This window comes from Richelia sinica FACHB-800 (genome assembly GCF_014698825.1).
In the GTDB taxonomy this organism is placed as follows: Bacteria; Cyanobacteriota; Cyanobacteriia; order Cyanobacteriales; family Nostocaceae; genus FACHB-800.
This window is the reverse complement of the sequence record NZ_JACJTT010000045.1, coordinates 23,139-43,026: the sequence shown is the minus strand read 5'-3', so window position 1 is coordinate 43,026 and position 19,888 is coordinate 23,139. Positions and strand designations below refer to the sequence as shown.

General features: G+C 40.0%; 19 protein-coding genes and 1 pseudogene. 17 read left to right on the top strand and 3 right to left on the bottom strand.

Annotated elements, in window-relative coordinates:
- Positions 1-83: 83 nt before the first annotated feature.
- The 3 genes and pseudogenes from H6G73_RS21510 to H6G73_RS21500 form a co-directional block, all read left to right on the top strand.
- A pseudogene (locus H6G73_RS21510) lies at positions 84-1,676 on the top strand (PAS domain S-box protein); the annotation flags it as partial.
- A 24-nt stretch (positions 1,677-1,700) separates the two neighbouring features.
- Positions 1,701-2,912, top strand: coding sequence for an EAL domain-containing response regulator (locus H6G73_RS21505; RefSeq protein ID WP_190608165.1), 1,212 nt, complete (start codon positions 1,701-1,703; stop codon positions 2,910-2,912).
- A gap of 173 nt (positions 2,913-3,085) precedes the next feature.
- Positions 3,086-3,472 carry a phosphomannose isomerase type II C-terminal cupin domain gene (locus tag H6G73_RS21500; RefSeq protein ID WP_190608163.1) on the top strand — a complete coding sequence of 129 codons (387 nt, stop codon included), beginning with the start codon at positions 3,086-3,088 and terminating at the stop codon, positions 3,470-3,472.
- A gap of 204 nt (positions 3,473-3,676) precedes the next feature.
- Here H6G73_RS21500 and H6G73_RS21495 read toward each other — a convergent pair whose 3' ends face one another.
- Positions 3,677-4,420, bottom strand: coding sequence for a response regulator transcription factor (locus H6G73_RS21495; protein ID WP_190608161.1), 744 nt, complete (start codon positions 4,418-4,420; stop codon positions 3,677-3,679).
- A gap of 155 nt (positions 4,421-4,575) precedes the next feature.
- Here H6G73_RS21495 and H6G73_RS21490 point away from each other — a divergent pair, with 155 nt between their 5' ends.
- The 3 genes from H6G73_RS21490 (at position 4,576) to H6G73_RS21480 (ending at position 7,823) form a co-directional block, all read left to right on the top strand.
- Positions 4,576-5,643 carry a YheT family hydrolase gene (locus H6G73_RS21490; RefSeq protein WP_190608160.1) on the top strand — a complete coding sequence of 356 codons (1,068 nt, stop codon included), beginning with the start codon at positions 4,576-4,578 and terminating at the stop codon, positions 5,641-5,643.
- A 26-nt stretch (positions 5,644-5,669) separates the two neighbouring features.
- Positions 5,670-6,395, top strand: coding sequence for a 4'-phosphopantetheinyl transferase HetI (hetI, locus tag H6G73_RS21485; protein ID WP_190608158.1), 726 nt, complete (start codon positions 5,670-5,672; stop codon positions 6,393-6,395).
- Positions 6,396-6,635: 240 nt separating this feature from the next.
- On the top strand, positions 6,636-7,823 hold the full coding sequence (locus H6G73_RS21480; RefSeq protein ID WP_190608156.1) for a class I SAM-dependent methyltransferase: 1,188 nt from the start codon (positions 6,636-6,638) through the stop codon (positions 7,821-7,823).
- Between the two features lie 56 nt (positions 7,824-7,879).
- Here H6G73_RS21480 and H6G73_RS21475 read toward each other — a convergent pair whose 3' ends face one another.
- Together H6G73_RS21475 and H6G73_RS21470 are read right to left on the bottom strand one after the other, a co-directional pair.
- Entirely contained in the window at positions 7,880-8,551 is a 672-nt protein-coding gene (locus H6G73_RS21475) for a hypothetical protein (protein ID WP_190608143.1), read from the bottom strand.
- Positions 8,548-9,051, bottom strand: coding sequence for a type I restriction enzyme HsdR N-terminal domain-containing protein (locus H6G73_RS21470; RefSeq protein ID WP_199317812.1), 504 nt, complete (start codon positions 9,049-9,051; stop codon positions 8,548-8,550). The genes H6G73_RS21475 and H6G73_RS21470 overlap by 4 nt, the downstream gene beginning before the upstream one ends.
- A 293-nt stretch (positions 9,052-9,344) precedes the next feature.
- Between H6G73_RS21470 and H6G73_RS21465 the strand changes: the two genes are divergently transcribed.
- The 11 genes from H6G73_RS21465 to H6G73_RS21415 all read left to right on the top strand — a co-directional run bounded on the left by H6G73_RS21465 (position 9,345) and on the right by H6G73_RS21415 (position 19,821).
- Positions 9,345-9,788, top strand: coding sequence for an ATP synthase subunit I (locus H6G73_RS21465; protein WP_190608142.1), 444 nt, complete (start codon positions 9,345-9,347; stop codon positions 9,786-9,788).
- 60 nt (positions 9,789-9,848) lie between these two features.
- On the top strand, positions 9,849-10,610 hold the full coding sequence (gene atpB / locus H6G73_RS21460; RefSeq protein WP_190608140.1) for a F0F1 ATP synthase subunit A: 762 nt from the start codon (positions 9,849-9,851) through the stop codon (positions 10,608-10,610).
- 147 nt (positions 10,611-10,757) lie between these two features.
- Positions 10,758-11,003 (top strand): ATP synthase F0 subunit C, encoded by a 246-nt coding sequence (gene atpE, locus H6G73_RS21455; RefSeq protein WP_008233924.1) that lies wholly within the window; start codon positions 10,758-10,760, stop codon positions 11,001-11,003.
- Between the two features lie 212 nt (positions 11,004-11,215).
- A complete protein-coding gene (locus tag H6G73_RS21450; RefSeq protein ID WP_190608138.1) occupies positions 11,216-11,647 on the top strand; it encodes a F0F1 ATP synthase subunit B' in 432 nt (143 codons plus the stop codon).
- 139 nt (positions 11,648-11,786) lie between these two features.
- Complete coding sequence (locus H6G73_RS21445; RefSeq protein ID WP_190608136.1) at positions 11,787-12,359, top strand: F0F1 ATP synthase subunit B; 573 nt, start codon at positions 11,787-11,789, stop codon at positions 12,357-12,359.
- Positions 12,359-12,913, top strand: a complete 555-nt coding sequence (gene atpH, locus H6G73_RS21440; RefSeq protein ID WP_190608135.1) for an ATP synthase F1 subunit delta — start codon at positions 12,359-12,361, stop codon at positions 12,911-12,913. The genes H6G73_RS21445 and atpH overlap by 1 nt, the downstream gene beginning before the upstream one ends.
- 189 nt (positions 12,914-13,102) lie before the next feature.
- Positions 13,103-14,623, top strand: coding sequence for a F0F1 ATP synthase subunit alpha (atpA, locus tag H6G73_RS21435; protein ID WP_190608133.1), 1,521 nt, complete (start codon positions 13,103-13,105; stop codon positions 14,621-14,623).
- Positions 14,624-14,806: 183 nt separating this feature from the next.
- A complete protein-coding gene (locus H6G73_RS21430) occupies positions 14,807-15,754 on the top strand; it encodes a F0F1 ATP synthase subunit gamma (protein ID WP_190608131.1) in 948 nt (315 codons plus the stop codon).
- 354 nt (positions 15,755-16,108) lie between these two features.
- Positions 16,109-17,131, top strand: coding sequence for a helix-turn-helix transcriptional regulator (locus H6G73_RS21425; protein ID WP_190608130.1), 1,023 nt, complete (start codon positions 16,109-16,111; stop codon positions 17,129-17,131).
- Between the two features lie 523 nt (positions 17,132-17,654).
- Positions 17,655-18,638, top strand: coding sequence for an iron-siderophore ABC transporter substrate-binding protein (locus tag H6G73_RS21420; RefSeq protein WP_190608128.1), 984 nt, complete (start codon positions 17,655-17,657; stop codon positions 18,636-18,638).
- A gap of 277 nt (positions 18,639-18,915) precedes the next feature.
- Entirely contained in the window at positions 18,916-19,821 is a 906-nt protein-coding gene (locus H6G73_RS21415; protein ID WP_190608126.1) for a ferric iron reductase, read from the top strand.
- The last annotated feature ends 67 nt before the right edge of the window (positions 19,822-19,888 follow it).

Here is a 19,888-nt window from a genome sequence, read left to right as displayed (position 1 = left end):
CATTACCTTTTGCCGAAAATCATCACTATAAGGTTTAGCCATTGAAATCGGGAGATGCTATGGGAACTCTTATAGTTTACGTCCTAATCTTGATGGCTATAGCTATAACTGTATTGCATGATGAGAATGGTCAATTCAGTGGTTTTGCTAAGGTGACCCGTGATATTACAGAGCGCAAAATAATTGAAGAAGAGCTAAGATTACGCGATCGCGCGATCGCTGCTAGTCAAAATGGTATTGTCATTGCGGATGTTACCAACCCAGAAGGGAGAATTATCTACGTTAATCCTGCCTTTGAGAAAATGACAGGTTACAGCGCACTAACAGCCATCAGCCAAACTTTCCCCTTACTTCCCAACGCTGATATCAATCACGCAGAATTACAAAAACTGCAAACAGCCATGGCAACTGGAAAAGACTGTACAGTTGTTTTCCGCAACTATGGACAAGATGACAGTTTATTTTGGCATGAATTAAACATTTCACCCATGTATGACCAGGATGGCTATCTGACTCACTACATTGGTATACAAACAGATATTACTGAACGCAAACGTGCCGAAACAGCACTACTCATCAGCCAAAACCATCTACAGTATCTAGTCTCCTCTAGTCCCGCTATTATTTATGCCTGTAAACCAGAAGGAGATTATGATGTCATCTTTATCAGTGACAATATTAGTTCTATTATGGGTTACGAAGCTACGGAATTAATCAGTAATCAAGGTTTTTGGGTCAATCATATCCATCCAGAAGATGCTCCCCAGGTTTTAGCCCAATTATCCAATGTCTTAGCACAAGGAAAATACTGTTTAGAATATCGCTTTTTACACCAAGATGGCACTTATCGTTGGGTCTACAATCAAGGAAAGGTAGTCAGAGACGAAACAGGCAATCCTTTAGAATTGATTGGTTATCTAGCAGATATTAGCGATCGCAAACAATTAGAACATGAACTGAGAATAGCACTGGAGAAAGAAAAAGAACTCAACGAACTCAAATCGAGATTTATTTCCATGACTTCCCACGAATTTCGTACCCCCTTGAGTACAATCCTTTCTTCCTCAGAGTTGCTACAACACTACGGCCAGCAATGGACACCTGAAAAACAACTCACCCACCTGCAACGTATTCAAACTGCCGTCAACCGTATGACCGAAATGTTAAATGATATTTTGGTAATTGGTAAAGCGGAGGTGGGAAAACTAGAGTATAAACCAATCCATTTTGATTTAGTGGAATATTGCCGTCAATTAGTGGAAGAAGTACAACTAAATTTAAAAAATCAGCAAGTATTCTCTTTTACCAGCCAATTTCCATCAATATCATGTTACATGGACGATAAATTACTGGGCTATATTCTCAGCAATTTACTCTCTAATGCCTGCAAATATTCACCAGATGGTAGTTCTGTAACTTTTACACTTTATGTACACAATGAACAAGCAGTATTTGAAATTCAAGATCAAGGGATTGGTATTCCCTCAGAGGACTTACCAAGACTGTTTGAATCATTCCATCGCGGTAGTAATGTCGGTAATATTCTCGGAACTGGATTAGGACTAGCTATTGTGAAAAAATGTATAGATATTCAACAAGGTAAAATCGACGTTGAAACCCAAATCGGAGTGGGAACAAAGTTTATTGTTCATATTCCCTTAAATATCAATAATTAAATTTAGACCCAGTAGAGGTGAATTATGCCGAAAATTTTAGTCATCGAAGACGAAGAGTCAGTACGTGAAAATTTATTAGACTTACTCGCTGCGGAAGAATTTGAAACTATTGCTGCTGCTAATGGCAAAATCGGTTTAAATTTGGCATTATCTGAAGCTCCCGATTTAATTTTATGTGACATGATGATGCCAGAAATGGATGGTTTTGGTGTTCTCAAAGCTTTAAGACAAGACCCCTTGACAGTCACCATACCCTTTATTTTTCTCACAGCCAAATCAGCCAAATCTGATTTTCGTCAAGGAATGGACATGGGTGCAGATGATTATCTGACTAAGCCATTTACACGCGCTGAATTATTAAGTGCTATCATGAATAAGCTAGAGAAATATGCGAATTTAAAAAAATATTTATCTGCACAAACAGGAGCGCAGAAATTAACTCCCAGAATGCAGTTAGTAGAAAGGGAACTCCAACTGGCAGTCAAGCAAAAATACTTCGAGGGATTTGAAATTTATTATCAACCAATTATCGATATCAAAACTAATAAAATTATTGGTGCAGAAAGTTTAATTCGCTGGCAAAACTCAGAATTAGGTCCCGTATCACCGGCAGAATTCATTCCTTTAGCTGAATCCAATGGCTTAATTATTGATATTGGACATTGGGTATTAACTCAAGTTTGTGAGCAAATCAATAATTGGCGCAAATCAGGAATTTATCCCTTAACATTTGCTGTTAATTTATCAGCCATTGAATTTAACGAGCCAGAATTAATTAATAAAATCATTCACTTATTAAATTTCTACAACATAGAACCTGGTTGTTTAGAATTAGAACTGACAGAACGCATGATTATGCAAGATGTCCACACAGCAATTTATACCATGAATAAGTTGCGTTCTCTAGGTGTAAAAATTGCTGTGGATGATTTTGGTACTGGTTACTCCGCTCTCATTTATCTCAAACAGTTTCCGATCAATACCTTGAAAATTGACCGCTATTTTGTCCAAGATGTCCCTAATGATTACCAAAAAGCTGCCATTACTACGGCCCTAATTCAAATGGGACATAATCTCAATCTTAAACTGGTGGCTGAAGGGGTAGAAACAGAAGCAGAACTAGCATTTCTACGACAACATAATTGTGATGCCATGCAAGGCTATTTGTTTAGCCGTCCTTTACCTAAGCTAGAATTTGAAAAGTTTTTAGCTTCTAACAAGTCCTTACCTGTGTAACTTCCCAACTAGTGGAGTAATCGATGGATAAATTAACCGGATTAATTAGGCAAATATATGTAAATTTAAACTTAGTCTTTAAAATCAAATAAATTTGTTGTTAATAACTTTCATATTCTGTTTTTGAATCCTTACCAACAATCTACAATCTCCAATCACAACAGGTATTAGAGATGAGTCAAAATCATAATGATAATCAAGATACAATTAATCCGGATTATTCCCATTCAGGTGAACGCTATTGGGGTTATGTAGAAGTCATAGAAGAAGGCGCAAATTACCGCATTAGTCGTGTAGAAATTAAACCTAGACATGGTATTAAACCGCAAATTCATTATCATCGACATGAACATTGGGTAGTAGTATCTGGTGTGGCTAAAGTTACTTGTGGTGATGAAGAGATATTTTTAACTCATAACCAATCAACTTATGTCCCCGCAGCAACACTACATAAAGTAGAAAATCCTGGACAAATTCCGTTAGTAATATTAGAAATTCAAAATGGAGAATATCTAGGTGAAGACGATATAGAACGGCCTTTTGATTTGAATGTGATTTGATTCTGATGGGAATGAAAAACAAACTGGGTTAATCATAGATAATTAAATTGAATTGGCACTCCCCCAACTACCAGACAAGAGAGTGCCAATATATTTATGTAGCAGAGGGAAATTGAGCCTAATATACCGGTAGACAAGGCAGTTAGGACATTAACTACAACTAAAACTTAGACACCCAAGGGTGAGCACTGTCACCTGCTCTAACTACTCAGCTACTGTTGCGGATACACCCTCAGCAGATTGTGGTACACTTGGCAACTCTAAACAGTAACCTGCGCCATATACTGTCTTGATGTAGTGGGGGTGACGAGGATCTGGTTCCAGCTTTGTTCTCAAATGGCGAATATGTACACGAATTGTTTCGATATCATCGTCGGGATCGTAACCCCAGACTTCGCGGAGAATTTCACTAGGGGAAACTGTCTGACCATGACGCTGAAGCAAACAATGTAGCAACTCAAACTCTAAATGAGTTAACTTCACTGTAGTATTAAACCAAATAGCCTCAAATCTTTCTGGAACGAGGGTGAGAGGCCCATAGTTGAGAATTTCACTATGTTTGGCGGCTTGAGGAATGCGGTCAGTGCGCCGTAGTAATGCTCTAACTCGCGCTAACATTTCCTCTACTTCAAAGGGTTTAGTTAGGTAGTCATCTGCACCAGCGTTGAATCCTTCTACCTTATCTTGAGTTTGACTTAAAGCCGTTAGCATTAATACAGGAATTTCCGCTGTGCGTTCATCCCGGCGTAAGCGTTGGCAAACAGTAAACCCATCTACTCTAGGCAACATCAAGTCGAGCATGATTAAGTCTGGTTGTAGCTGGAGGGCCAGCGCCTGACCTTTGATGCCATCTTCGGCTTGACTAACATCATAGCCAGCCATTTCCAAGTTGACGGCAACAAGTTCTGAAATCGCTGGGTCATCGTCTATGACAAGAATCCTCGGCATTCTTAAAAAATTATGACTACTTAATTAAGGATAAATAAGAACCTTTGGCATATACAAAGATTGCTGTACTAATTATAAAAAAGATTTTAAATCTAACATAATTATTAAGATTAAATGATTGTGAAATTCGGCTTAAATAACACAAAATTCAAGCGATGATGGTTGACTCAACCTACAATCCCCCTACTTTTTTGCGAAATGGCATTGCTATGACTGTTTACGCTACTTTGTGGGGGAGACGTTATTGGGAAAGCACCACACCTGATGGAGAACCTCCATATCACAAAGTGGTATTTAATGGTGGGCAAAATGTACCAATTTTTGGTTGGCTGGCCATACCCAAAAATGCCCACAGTACGATAATTGCCACTTATGGTGTGACTGGGGAGTTAGCAGACCAATGGTTTTTGCATTTATTGGGACGCAAGGCATACGCACAGGGATTTGCGGTAGTTTTATTTGATTGGCGTGGACATGGAAAAACGGCAGAGTTATCTCCTGCGATGAGTTCTGATGGTCTGTATGAAGGTGAAGATTTTGTCAAAATTGCTGCTGGTGCTGTAGCCATGGGTTGTCCTTCTAAGTGTTGGCTAGCGGGTTATTCCCTGGGAGGACAGTTGGTTTTGTGGGGAATAAAAGCCTCTGAAGATTTAGAAGTCAGAAATGTAGAGATAGCTGGTGGTGCGGTAATTTGCCCGAATATAGATTCTATGCGATCGCTCAATTATCTAGTCAGTTATCCTTTTGGTAGATATTTAGAGTCTCGCATTACCCAAAAAATACAGCAACAAGCTTGGAAAATACACCAACTGCATCCTGGTGTCCTCAACCCCGAAGCTATCAAACGAGTCAACAGCATTTGGAATTCTGACAAAGAACTGATTATTGAGTCATTAGGTTTTAGCTCAGTTGCAGAATATTATGAAGCAGTCAACGCTTTAAATCTGTTGCCGAATTTATCAAAACCCACCTTAATTATTTATGATATCGATGACCCTTTCTTCGATCCTAGTATTATACCTGACTTAAAAGCTGCGGCAGCGCAAAATTCTACTATAGATTTAATGCTCACTCGCTACGGTGGCCATGTTGGTCATATTAGTAGTAAAAAATGCCAATATCATCATCAAGATAATGACCCTTGGTGGGCTTGGAACCGAGTTTTAAATTGGATACAAACCCAGCAAGATAAAAGCTTCAACAAAATTTATTTCATCAAATAACTTCATTTTCAATTTGGAAATTGCGTGTGAATGTTTGTCATTGGTTAACACCACCCATAGATTTAAATTTACCAACAGAGCATGTGCATATATGGCGCATTCATCTTAATCAGCCAGAATCAATAGTATTGAAGTATCGAGAAACTTTATCTAGTGATGAAATTACTCGCGCTGAAAGATTTTACTTTCCTGAACATCGTCAACAGTTTATTGTTGGGCGTGGTAGCCTCAGAAATATTTTAGGACGCTATTTAGGGGTTAGTCCCTCAGCAGTAGAATTTGATTATCAACCCCGTGGCAAACCATTTTTAGCAGATAAATTTGCAGTTAGTGGCTTACGATTTAATTTATCCCATTCCCAGGATTTAGCATTGTGTGGTGTAAGTTATCAACAACCAATAGGAGTTGATTTAGAATACATGCGTCAATTATCAGATTTAGAAAGTCTCGCTAAAAGGTTTTTCTTACCAGCAGAATATGAATTAGTTGCCTCTCTTCCTCCTGAACAAAAACAACAGGTATTTTTTCGTTACTGGACTTGTAAGGAATCATATTTAAAGGCAACAGGAGATGGTTTAGTGCAGTTAGAACAAGTTGCCATATCTTTAACAAATCTAGATCCGGCTAAATTAGGCGTACCGGGAGAATGGAGTTTAGAAGAATTAGTACCAGCCGATAATTTTGCTGCCGCTGTGGCTGTGGCAGGTCAAATTATCAATTTACAATGTTGGCAGTATGAAAATATTGAGTGATAGAGAAATTATAGCCAAATTTTTCTAAAAACTTTTTCTAGGGACGATTTTCATCCTAAAAATCACAGTTCAACACTTCGTACTTTCATACAGTATAGGCAAGGTGAAATAAATATTATAAATATCCTAAAAGCTGGGTTCATCTGCTTTTTGAGTTTTTAATTTTTAATTTTTAATTCTGCCTTGGAGTCCTCGTTACCTCTATCCGCTACACTCAAAAATGCTGCGTTATTCCTAATCATGTCTGACTCCCAAGTAAGTGCTGCTGTTGCAAAACTCTACGATACTTATCCGTTTCCACCAGAACCCCTCCTTGATGAACCACCTCCTGGTTACAATTGGCGGTGGAATTGGTTAGCGGCTCATAACTTCTGCACAGGGAGAAAACCACAAAGGCAAGATATCCGCATTTTAGATGCTGGCTGTGGTTCAGGTGTGGGGACAGAATATCTAGTACATCTCAACCCCCAAGCGCAGGTAGTAGGGATTGATTTAAGTGCAGGCACACTAGAAGTTGCCAAAGAACGCTGTAAAAGATCCGGTGCTAACCGTGTTGAGTTTCATCAATTGAGTTTATATGATGTGGCTCAATTGTCAGGAGAATTTGATTTAATCAATTGTGTGGGCGTGTTGCATCATTTACCTGACCCTATCCGCGGAATTCAAGCCTTAGCCCAAAAGTTAGCACCTGGTGGCTTGATGCACATTTTTGTGTATGGAGAGTTGGGACGGTGGGAAATTCAACTGATGCAAAAAGCGATCGCCCTCCTCCAAGGTAGCAACCGAGGAGACTACCGTGATGGTGTTCACGTTGGTAGACAAATCTTCGCTTCTTTACCAGAACATAATCGTCTTCTCAAACGCGAAAAAGAGCGTTGGTCTCTGGAAAACAAACGGGATGAATGTTTTGCTGACATGTATGTCCATCCCCAGGAAATTGACTACAACATTGATACACTCTTTGAACTAATTAATGCTTCCGGCTTGGAATTCATTGGTTTTTCTAACCCTAGTTTTTGGAATCTAGATAGACTATTGGGCAAAGCCCCAGAATTAGTAGCCAGAGCCAAAGAGTTAAGCCAAAATCAAGTTTATCGCTTGATAGAATTATTAGATCCAGAAGTTACTCATTACGAATTTTTCCTAAGTCGTCCACCCATCACTAAATCTGAATGGACAGATAATAATCACTTATTAGCCGCAATTCCAGAACTAAATCCCTGCATAGAAGGCTTTCCTAGCTCCTGTGTATTTAATTACGACTATCAACTCGTCAACCTATCCCCAGCAGAAATAGACTTTCTTCAACAGTCCAATGGTCGTGCCACTGTGGCAAATATTTTAGAGCAAGTCGAGTTAAGCTTAGATGGAGTCCGACAACTACTCAAACAACAATTACTTTTATTAACACCCAGCGAGAGGGTATAAATGTTAGGGTGTGGGTTAGAGTAATTCTTTTAAAACTCACTCCTACACCCTCCCTTCTAGACCTGACGAAAACGCTCACACAACTCACTTTCATCCACATCTTCCACCAGGAAATCTCGATATACCCATATTTGAGAAGCATTGTAGAGATCACTGAGAATAGGTTTTAATACACCATTTTTATCCCAAGGTTGAAGATCGGAATCTAATTCACAGAAACCCACCCATGAAAATCCTTGTTGTTGCAAATCCTCAGCCCTAACAAGGATTGCTCCCAATACAGCCATATCATAAGGTTTTAATAAAGTATCCATTGCACCAATAGACACTTGCCTTTCTAACATAGACTCAGAAAGAGGAAAAACCTTCAAATGTAGATGCTGGGCTAATTCTCTCAGTCTTTCTGGAACTTTTGTTAATTCATTTGCAACCAATCCATCAAACTGATCAAAAACTCGAAACGCTGCATTAGCATCTTCTCTAGATATTCTCCCTTCATTCTTTGCCCATCTGACAAATTTACGTAAATCTTCAGAGCGAGAACGAGGAGTAAATCTTCGGGGTATGGTTTCCCGTGCTTCAGTTATACAGATAGCAGGTAGATGTAACTCAAACTCTCCAGCTTCGGCACGTGCAAGCAATTGAGCCGCTTGTGGACTCTGTAAATGTGCAGGTGCAACAATATCTACTACCCAGTTTGTTTCGACAAAAACCGCTTGGGGCTTCATGTTGTAACTTTACTCCACCTTGGTCCTGCTGCCCTGATTTCACCAAGTTGCAGAAGATTGATTATCCAGCCACCAAACAAATTTCTCAAATCATCTGGTAAACTGTCTATACTTGTCTCAAGTTTTAATTTCTCTAGCCATCGCTGAACTCTTGATTCAAACTCAAGGTAAGGATTTTCCTTCCATAGCTCATCTGCTGGTGGTAACAAAAAATTTGGCAGTTTAGCTTCACCAACTACGTGAATTGATGAACCATGAGAGTCATCAAAAGAATCGCGCAAAACAGTAACACGCTCTCCTGCTACCAGTAACCCAAGGGAGCAACCAAATTCAATCATTGAGCGTTTAAGCTGTTCAATAGCATTTTGATTATGGATACTGACATTATTGAGTTTTACTTCAACAATCATCAAATATTCTCCATCTGGGCTAGTGACGATAATATCTGGATGTGATGTTTTCATAGCAATACCGAACTTGTGTTCATGAAAAAATTCCATCGTGCAGCCACATTGGCCAACATTCTAGCCCAAGTCAGGCTAGACTTAAACGAAGTTAAATGACTGCTAAATCAATAAATAGTTTTATTAACAGCCAGCGAGGGGCCTTAAAGAATCGGATAACAGTTGAAGAAGCCAGGGAGCAAAGCAAGAATTGATCAAGGACAAACGAGAAATAAGCATTCCCAAAATAAGTTAATTGTTTTTTTCTAAAGTATTGTTACCAGATCGTGATATGATTCAGCTGACTGAATGTGCAGTCATCATAGTTAGCTGTACTGGTTTCAAGTCCCGTGAGCTTGTCAGACGAATCAATTGACCCCACACCGACAACACGACAAGATGCTCAACCTGGTTTTGAGGACACAGAACCAGTCAAAACTTCTATGCAGGAGTTTTATCAACTCTACCAGAAGCTTTTGGTAATCACACTTGTCTTGACGGGGATTATTTTTATCTCTGTGTGGATTGTTTATTCCTTGAACATAGCTCTTAATTATTTAATTGGGGCGTGTGCTGGTGTGGTTTACTTAAAGATGCTAGCCAAAGACGTTGAGCGGCTCGGTGGTGAGAAAAAGCGTCTGAGCAAAAATCGCTTTGCTCTGTTCATTGGGTTGATTGTTGTAGCAACTCAATGGCACGATCTACAAATTCTGCCCATATTCTTGGGATTTCTAACTTACAAAGCGACGCTCATCGTCTATATGTTGCAAACTGTCTTCATTCCTGATTCGTAAACCGTCAGGCTCACAAAGACAATCCTCCAATCCTCGCTTTTTGGGGAAAATGTTTGAAGAATGCAAATGCTTAGTTTCTTACACGCCTTTAATTCTTTTCCCCTTGCCGAATTGGAAGTAGGTCATCATTTCTACTGGCAATTGGGCAATCTGAAAATACATGGGCAAGTTTTTCTCACCTCATGGTTTGTGATTGCCATTCTAGTTTTGGCTTCACTAGCAGCGACTAAAAGCAGTCAAAGAATCCCCAGCGGCATCCAAAATTTGATGGAATATGCCCTAGAATTTATTCGGGATTTAGCTAAAAACCAGCTGGGTGAGAAAGAGTACCGCCCTTGGGTGCCATTTATCGGCACATTATTTTTGTTCATCTTCGTATCGAATTGGTCAGGCGCTCTGATTCCTTGGAAGCTGATTAAGCTCCCATCTGGCGAATTAGCAGCCCCCACTAACGACATCAATACGACTGTAGCATTGGCCTTGTTAACCTCCTTAGCGTATTTTTACGCAGGGTTTAGCAAGCGGGGGTTAGGTTACTTTAAGAAATATATAGAGCCAACACCTGTATTGTTGCCAATCGCTATTCTGGAAGACTTTACCAAGCCCCTCTCCCTAAGCTTCCGTCTATTCGGGAATATCTTGGCGGATGAATTAGTGGTAGCGGTATTGGTTCTGCTGGTTCCTCTATTTATCCCTCTCCCTGTAATGGCTTTGGGTTTATTCACTAGCGCCATTCAAGCTCTTGTGTTTGCTACCCTAGCCGGGGCATATATTCATGAGGCGATGGAGGGACATGGTGGAGAAGAGCATGAGGAGCATTAAAGCCCTCAGTTGATAGCACAGTTCCGACGAGCATCTTCGCTCACAAAGTCGCAACAGCGATCTGAGAACTCGGTGCAGCGTGAAAAACACGTCTCTAGTAGTTAACGTACAATTGTTCTTTCTGTAGTCAAAGCAAGGAAAATCATCATGGATCCATTAGTTTCTGCTGCTTCAGTTCTAGCTGCTGCTCTGGCAATTGGTTTAGCTGCAATCGGCCCTGGTATCGGTCAAGGTAATGCTGCGGGTCAAGCAGTAGAAGGTATTGCTCGCCAACCCGAAGCAGAAGGAAAAATTCGCGGCACCCTGCTGTTAACCTTAGCGTTCATGGAATCCCTGACAATTTACGGTCTAGTAATTGCTCTGGTATTACTATTTGCTAACCCCTTTTCCTAAGACCTAAAAATATTTGTTAGTGTAGAGACGTGATTGCTTGTCTAGCAGCTTATTGCTAGACATCTGCACGCCTCTACAACTAGCAATTCTTGGCATTTGGAATCGTTGTGAAGTAAGTTGACCCTGGTTGGCTATAGGGTCTCTAAAAATTATGAAGGGCTGGATAATATCGCTAGCCAAGAAAGTTGCTATTCCAGCCAAAGAGGAGAGAAATGTTTGATTTCGATGCTACCTTGCCCTTGATGGCATTGCAGTTCCTGCTATTGGCAGCTTTGTTGAATGTAATTTTCTATAAGCCTCTGACCAAGGTACTGGACGATCGCGATAATTACATCCGAACCAATAGCCTTGAAGCCCGTGAACGCCTGGCTAAAGCTGAACGTTTAGCTCAAGAATATGAGCAGCAACTGGCAGAAGCTCGCAAGCAGTCTCAAGTGCTGATGGAAAAGGCTCAGGTTGAAGCTAAGAAAATTACATCTGAGAAAATTGCCGAAGCACAAAAGGAAGCTCAAACTCAAAGAGAACAAGCTGCTCGGGAAATTGAGCAGCAAAAGCGTCAAGCAATGCAGTCCCTAGAGCAAGAAGTTGATAGCCTCAGCCGGCAAATTCTTGAGAAACTATTGGGGCTAGCTTTGGTTAAATAGAGCAACCTCATTAGTTAGCTCTACAAATTGTTTCACTCAAAGCATCAACGTCAAAAGGCATCAGCCTGGGAGCGTTGAAGGCACATTTTCCCATGTTGGGAAAAATTAACGTATTACCAAGCGAGCAGCGCACTTGTAGATGGGTATCATGGGCAACTTCTTATTACTTGCCGCAGAAGCGAACGCTGTTCACTCTGAATTGGCAGAAGGCGCAGCAGAAGGTGGTTTTGGTCTAAACCTAGACATTTTAGAAACCAATCTCATTAACCTGGCGATTCTGATTGGCATACTATTCTACTTTGGACGTAAAGTTTTAACTAACATCCTGAACGAGCGCCGCTCAAACATTGAAAGCGCCATTCAGGACGCAGAAGGTCGCTTGCGAGAGGCACAGGTAGCCTTGAATCAAGCCCAGGAGCAGCTGACCCAAGCTCAAGCAGAGGCACAGAGAATTCGCCAAGCTGCTGAAGAAAATGCCCAAGCAGCAAAAGAAGCAATTTTGGCGAAGGCGACTGCGGATGTAGAACGCTTGAAAGAAACAGCTGCTGCTGATCTAAATAACGAAAGAGAGCGAGCGATCGCCCAACTGCGGGAGCAGGTAGTAGCACTGGCATTGCAAAAAGTGGAGTCCCAACTTCAAACAGGCATTGCCGATGATGCTCAACAAATACTAATTGATCGCAGCATCGCGCAGCTGGTGGGAGGAAGCTAATGAAAAGCGACATGGCAACAGCCGAAGTAGCCCAGCCTTATGCACAGGCACTAATGTCTATCGCGCAATCCCACAACTTGACAGAAGAGTTTGGTGAGGATGCGCGGTCTTTGCTGAGTTTGCTCTCAGAAAACAGCCAATTCCAGAACTTTATCAGCAACCCCTTTATTCAGGCTGATAACAAAAAAGCAGTTATCAGACAAATACTGGGTGAAAGTTCTAACCCCTACCTACGCAATTTTCTGCTGTTGCTAGTAGACAGAAGGCGGATTGTGTTTCTGGAATCAATCTTGCAGCAGTACTTAGCCCTATTGCGGCAACTGAATCAAACCGTATTGGCAGAAGTAATTTCTGCTGTTCCCCTAACACAAGAGCAACAGCAGTCAGTCATCCAGAAGGTCATCGCACTCACCAAAGCTCGTCAGGTAGAACTAGACACAAAGATCGACCGCGAACTCATTGGTGGGGTGATTATTAAAGTAGGTTCGCAGGTAATTGATGCCAGTTTACGGGGTCAACTGCGTCGCCTTTCCTTGCGCTTAACTAGTGGCTAAAAATTTAGGAGTTAGGAGCTAGAAGTTAGGAGTTAGAAGTTAGAAGTTAAGCACAAAGTAAATTTATTTTGATTTTTAACTTTTGCATTTCTAACTGCATCATTCTTAACTTTGAATTCGTAACTCAGACCTCTTAACTCCTAACTAAATTACTCTCTTCTTCGGACTCGCAAGAAACAAGATAGACACATGAGCATTTCAATTAGACCTGACGAAATCAGCAGCATTATCCAACAACAAATCGAGCAATATGACCAACAAGTCAAAGTTGCTAACGTTGGTACTGTTTTGCAAGTAGGTGACGGTATTGCCCGGATCTATGGTCTGGAAAAGGCTATGGCTGGGGAATTGCTAGAATTTGAAGACGGTACAATCGGCATCGCCCAAAACTTGGAAGAAGACAACGTTGGTGCGGTGTTAATGGGTGAAGGCCGTGATATTCAAGAAGGTAGCAGCGTTACCGCTACCGGCAGAATCGCCCAAATTGGTGTAGGTGAAGCCCTCATCGGTCGGGTTGTGGATGCTTTAGGCCGGGCCATTGATGGTAAAGGCGAAATCAAAACCACAGAAACCCGTTTGATTGAATCCCCCGCACCTGGGATTATCGCTCGTCGGTCTGTCCATGAACCTATGCAGACTGGTATCACCGCGATTGACTCCATGATTCCCATTGGCCGTGGTCAACGGGAATTGATCATTGGTGACCGTCAAACTGGTAAGACCGCGATCGCCATCGACACCATCATCAACCAAAAAGGTGAAGATGTAGTCTGCGTCTACGTTGCCGTTGGTCAAAAAGCATCCACCGTTGCTAACGTAGTCCAAACATTACAAGAAAAAGGCGCACTGGATTACACCGTTGTCGTTGCTGCTAACGCCAGTGACCCCGCCACCTTACAATTCCTCGCTCCCTACACAGGTGCAGCTATTGCTGAATACTTCATGTACAAAGGCAAAGCTACCTTAGTAGTTTATGATGACTTGTCCAAGCAAGCACAAGCTTATCGTCAGATGTCCTTGTTGCTGCGTCGTCCACCCGGACGGGAAGCTTATCCCGGAGACGTATTCTACATCCACTCTCGTTTATTAGAACGGGCAGCTAAGTTAAGCGATGAATTGGGTAAAGGGAGCATGACTGCTCTACCTATCATCGAAACCCAAGCTGGTGACGTTTCCGCTTACATTCCTACCAACGTTATCTCCATTACCGACGGTCAGATATTCTTGTCCTCTGACCTGTTTAACTCTGGTATTCGTCCCGCTGTAAACCCCGGTATCTCTGTATCCCGTGTAGGTTCTGCGGCGCAAACCAAGGCCATGAAGAAAGTTGCAGGTAAGATTAAACTGGAACTGGCCCAATTTGACGACCTACAAGCCTTCGCTCAATTTGCTTCTGACTTAGACAAAGCCACCCAAGACCAATTGGCACGCGGTCAGCGTCTGCGGGAACTGTTGAAACAGCCCCAAAATGACCCCCTCTCTGTTGCTGAACAAGTAGCGATTCTTTACGCTGGTATTAACGGTTATTTAGACGACATTGCTGTTAACCAAGTAACTAGCTTTGTCAAAGGTCTGCGTGATTACTTAAAGACCGGCAAGAACTCCTACTACCAAGCAGTACAAGGTAGCAAAGTTCTTGGTGATGCAGAAGAAGCAGCCCTGAAAGAAGCTTTAGCTGATTTCAAGAAGACCTTCCTCGCTACAGCGTAACAATTTTGGATTTTGGATTTTGGATTTTGGAGAGGCAGGGCGGTTTTGGGGTTTTCACGCCACTTGCTGAAAGTCCGCCTCAGGCAATGGTTCTCCATCCGCAACTGCCAAACCCGAAGGGATTAAATCTAAAATCCGAAATTCCAAATCTAAAATCTAAAATCTAAAATCTGAAATCGGATCATGCCTAATCTCAAAGCAATACGCGATCGCATTCAGTCGGTCAAAAATACCAAAAAAATCACCGAAGCCATGCGGCTGGTGGCAGCAGCTAGAGTACGTCGCGCCCAAGAACAGGTAATTGCTACCCGCCCCTTTGCTGACCGCTTGGCACAAGTATTGTATGGTCTACAAACCCGTCTGCGGTTTGAAGAAGCCAACCTGCCTCTGTTGAAAAAGCGGGAAGTTAAGTCTGTAGGGCTGCTGGTAATTTCAGGCGATCGCGGTCTGTGTGGTGGTTACAACAGTAACGTCATCCGTCGCGCCGAAAACCGTGCGAAGGAATTACAAGCAGAAGGTGTAGACTACACCTTTGTCATCGTTGGACGCAAAGCCACTCAATACTTCCAACGTCGCAACCAACCTATTGATGCTACTTATAGCGGCTTAGAACAAATCCCCACCGCAGCTGAAGCAACTCAAATTGCTGACGAACTACTTTCCCTCTTCCTCTCGGAAAAAGTAGACAGAATCGAATTAATCTACACTCGATTTGTCTCTTTGGTAAGTTCTCGTCCAGTGGTACAAACTTTGCTGCCCCTTGACCCCCAAGGATTAGAATCATCTGACGATGAAATTTTCCGCCTGACAACTCGTGGTGGTCAATTCCAAGTAGAACGGGAAAAAGTGGTTAGCCAAGTTCGTCCTTTACCCCGTGACATGATTTTTGAGCAAGATCCAGTACAAATCCTGGATTCTTTATTGCCCTTGTATCTGAGCAATCAGCTGCTACGTGCCCTGCAAGAATCAGCTGCTAGTGAACTAGCAGCACGGATGACTGCAATGAGCAACGCCAGCGATAACGCCGGAGAATTGATTAAAAACCTATCATTGTCATACAACAAAGCTCGTCAAGCCGCAATTACCCAAGAACTCTTGGAAGTTGTTGGTGGTGCCGAAGCACTCAATTAAAGTGGTAGTTGGTGATTGGTAATGGCAGATTCGCAAATACACCATAGCCAATCATCAATTACTAAGGTTTAAGCTATAAATAATCTCTTAGCCAGCTAAATTTTATCATTCCCATCTAATTAGGATTTGCTGAAGACAGGGAATTGTAGACAGGGAAAAGTTTCAGCAGATTCAAAGGTAAGCTCATTTGCAGCAAAAACTCTAAAAAATCATACATTGCCAATTTTTAATTGTTTATCAGCCTCTAGAAGAGGCTTTTTTGTTGCTAATTTCCTCATGATTGTTGTAAATTGATCATTGATATTAGTTATTGAGAAATAATTGCAAATTGTTAATGACAATCGCTGTTGAAATATGACGACAACTATCCTGACAGAAGCACAAATTAATCAACTTGAACAGGATACACTGCAAAACTTTGAGGTTTTGGACAACCATCAGGGTTTTGACAGAATTGAGAGAATTCGCAATCAATTATATGAAAGTTATTATCAAGTAATTGAATTTCGTCCGGGATTAGTTCTCGAAATTTTTGATAGCCATTACTACCAGCAAGTTAACAGTAAAATCAATCACTATGGTGGTTACGCACTGACATCTAAGTTTTATTTAGCAGGTAATCATAGTGTAATTTGTCCTGGTGTTCCTGGAGTTCAGGAACAGTATCAGGAAAAAGTAGGAAATCATTACTTATTTTACTTGCCAGATATTGAAGAAATAGAACAATATTTTGCAGGCGATCGCATCTATCTCATAAGAATTTGTATAGAATTAGACTTTCTCAAATCCTTCATTCACGGAATAGACAATCTACCAACGCAGTTACAGCCTTTTTTAGCAACTGACTCTCCGCCTCTATTCCATCATCTAGTGGGGAAGATTACTATACCAATGCAGACGGTGTTACAGCAAATTATCAATGCACCATATCAAGGGATGATACAAAGAATGTATCTCGAAAGCAAGGTATTAGAATTACTAGCTTTGCAATTTGTTCAACTGATAGAAGCTGACGAAGACAAACAACCCTTAATTCATCTCAAAGCTGATGATGTAGAGAAAATTTATCAAGCTAAGGAGATTTTAACCAACAACTATGATCATCCACCCTCGTTAATAGACTTAGCAAAACAAGTTGGTATTAATGACAACAAACTCAAGTATGGTTTTCGCGAAGTATTTGGTACTACAGTATTTGGATATTTGCGTGACTATCGCTTAGAAATAGCTCGAAAGTTGTTACAGCAACAGAAACAGAATGTCAGAACTGTAGTCAATATGGTTGGTTATGCAAACCAAAGTCATTTTGCTGCTGCATTTAAACGCAAGTTTGGTATCACTCCCCAAGATTGTCGTTTAGGACGAAAATCAGTGTAATAAAAATATTTATCATTTATTCTTTGAGATTTGATTAAATTTGAGATTATTTCACTAAAATCTAGCAAGGATAAGCCCTGATGAAATTGGTTTCGTCACCTTATTTAGCTGTTATTTGCTGCTTTTTTGCAGGTCTGGCGTGCAATTCTCCGGCTATGGGTTAAAATTCTCCGCCTACTATATAGACTTTTACCGCTTAAATTACATAAACTCTTTCCACAATTAATTGCAAATATTTTGCAATATATAGCTGTTTTGTAGAGAGAAGTATGGAATTTCAATTATATGACAGAAATTTTGTCAACTCAGGACTCATCTGAGAACTCACCAACAGTGAAATTATGGTCATTAATTTGAATATTAATAGCAAATTAATAACTAATGCCAATTTTAAAAAAGAATGTGACACATAGATATCCCCTTATCCAGGGGAGTCTAGCATCAAGTGGGCTTATCTATCGTCAACATTATTTAAATTTGTATAAACTGCTGATTGTTTTACTAAATAATTTATCAAGACATAATGATTAATATATTCTCCAATAGATACATTAAATTATTTTTAATCGTGACCTTAGTTGTCATTTGTTTTCATATTTATTCTATTGTTTCATCACCAAAAATATCCTATCTAAATCAAAAAAAAATAGACTCAGAGTGTCGCATAGTTAAACATACATTAGGAGAAAGTTGTATTCCCTTTTATCCCCAGCGTATTATTGTATCTGATCAAGAAAGTTTAGAAATATTAGTAGCTTTAGGCTTAAAACCGATTGCAGCAACATCGGCAAACAGAGTAGGCAATAAGAGTCATATATTGAGAGATAAGGTAGATGGAATTATTGATTTAGGAAAGGAAAGTCAAATAAATTTTGAAAAAATTATTAAATTGAAACCAGATTTGATTTTAGGCTTTTTATGCAGCTCTTCTGATTATCAATTACTATCAAAAATAGCCCCAATTGTTTGTTTTACTTATACAGAAAAAGATTGGAAACAAACTTTAAAGGAAGTTGCTCAAGTAGTTGGTAAAGAAAAACAAGCAGAGGAATTACTGGAAAATTACCAACGAAGGATTGAAGATTTGCGATTGCAGTTTGCTCAAAAAAATCACAAACAAGAAATTGCTGTAATGAGATTTTATACAAGTATTCAATTTACACAATTTTTGAACAAATTATCTTTCCCCGTCAGTATTTTAGAAGAGTTACAACTATCTATACCTCTAGCACAACATCAGATTAGTAGTGGTACAAATATCAGTTTTTATAATGTTAGTTTAGAGCGAGTAGATTTGCTAGAGTCGGATGTGATGTTTATTGCACTAGATCCAGGTGCAGAAGAAAACTTCCAAAAATATCAACATAGTCCTTTATGGCAAACACTGAATGTAGTGAAAAATAAACGGGTATATACTGTTGATTCAAGTTACTGGATTTTTGGTAATGTCCTTTCTGCTCATGCTGTTCTCGATGACTTAGTTAAATATCTATTACCAGATTCCTGAAATTTTCTGAAATTACGTTGTCAATAATAGGATTTCCATAACAGAAAATAGAATTTTGATAATTAAAGATAAAAATATTTTCTCTGAATACAGTTGCAATTATTTTCAATAATTAAATTCAGCAATAGTAATAAAAAATACTATTAGCCAACGTTGATTAATCAAATGTCAAGACAATTACATCTTTACAGATTTATCAGAAGATGTAATGAAATTCGTTAAAAGCCAAAAGAGAATTTAATGAAAGCAACCTGTTTAAATACCTAATGAAATTTTTATGATCATTCATCAAAATAGAGACATAATTTCTCAACAAGCCACTAAAAAAATTGTGTTGAATTTCTTAGAAGAGATATTTCATCTTGCTCAAAGTGAGTTAGATCGTTTCTATACAGAACAGATAATTTTGACTCAGCCACCTGAAGACGCTGAAGTGATTTCATTAATTAATTATCTCCAACCCTATAGACTTGTTTCTCATTGGCGATTGAGGGAGGAATACCAAAAAACTCAAGATATTCGCATTGCTGCTTCTATCTGGAACAAAATATATAGTTGGACAACATTACCAGGGATTTTAGCTTTGATGACTTGGGCCGGTTTAGGTCTGGATACAAGGCTGGAAAATGTGAGTTTTGTCGTGGAAAACGGAGAACCCAAAGCGTTATGGATTCATGATTTAAGTGGTACTGTTATTTATCCTCAGCGAGTCCCTATTCCCATTCCTCAAGACTACCCAGGCAAAATTGTCAATACTGTAGAAGCTTTACATCAAACTGTCTTTACAGGTTTATTTCAGCATAATCTAGCACCAATGATAAACCGCGTGCATTGCTTAACCAAACTATCTAAAAAGACCATGTGGGGTAATGCGGTAAATGCTTCGGAAGGACAGTTTGCTGAACTTAGTAAATATACAAATTCAGAAGCTATCTACACAGATTATTCTGCATTGTATAAACAACCATACAGTTCAGTTATGCCAGGAAAAAACCCACTTTACAACTTAGTGCGTACTGAACAAATCAACGAACCTGGGTTACCAACTAATACCACAGTTCGTCTCACTTGTTGTTTATATGCTTTCATTCCTCCATGCAATCAACAATGTCCAAATTGTCCTTTATTAAAACCACAGGAAAGAATCGCCTTGATGAAGGAAGAAATGGCAGAAAGTAATTAAATAAATACTCAATGCTCATATTCAAAGGTTTTTAACTATACTCTTCATTTGCCGCACCATAACTCAA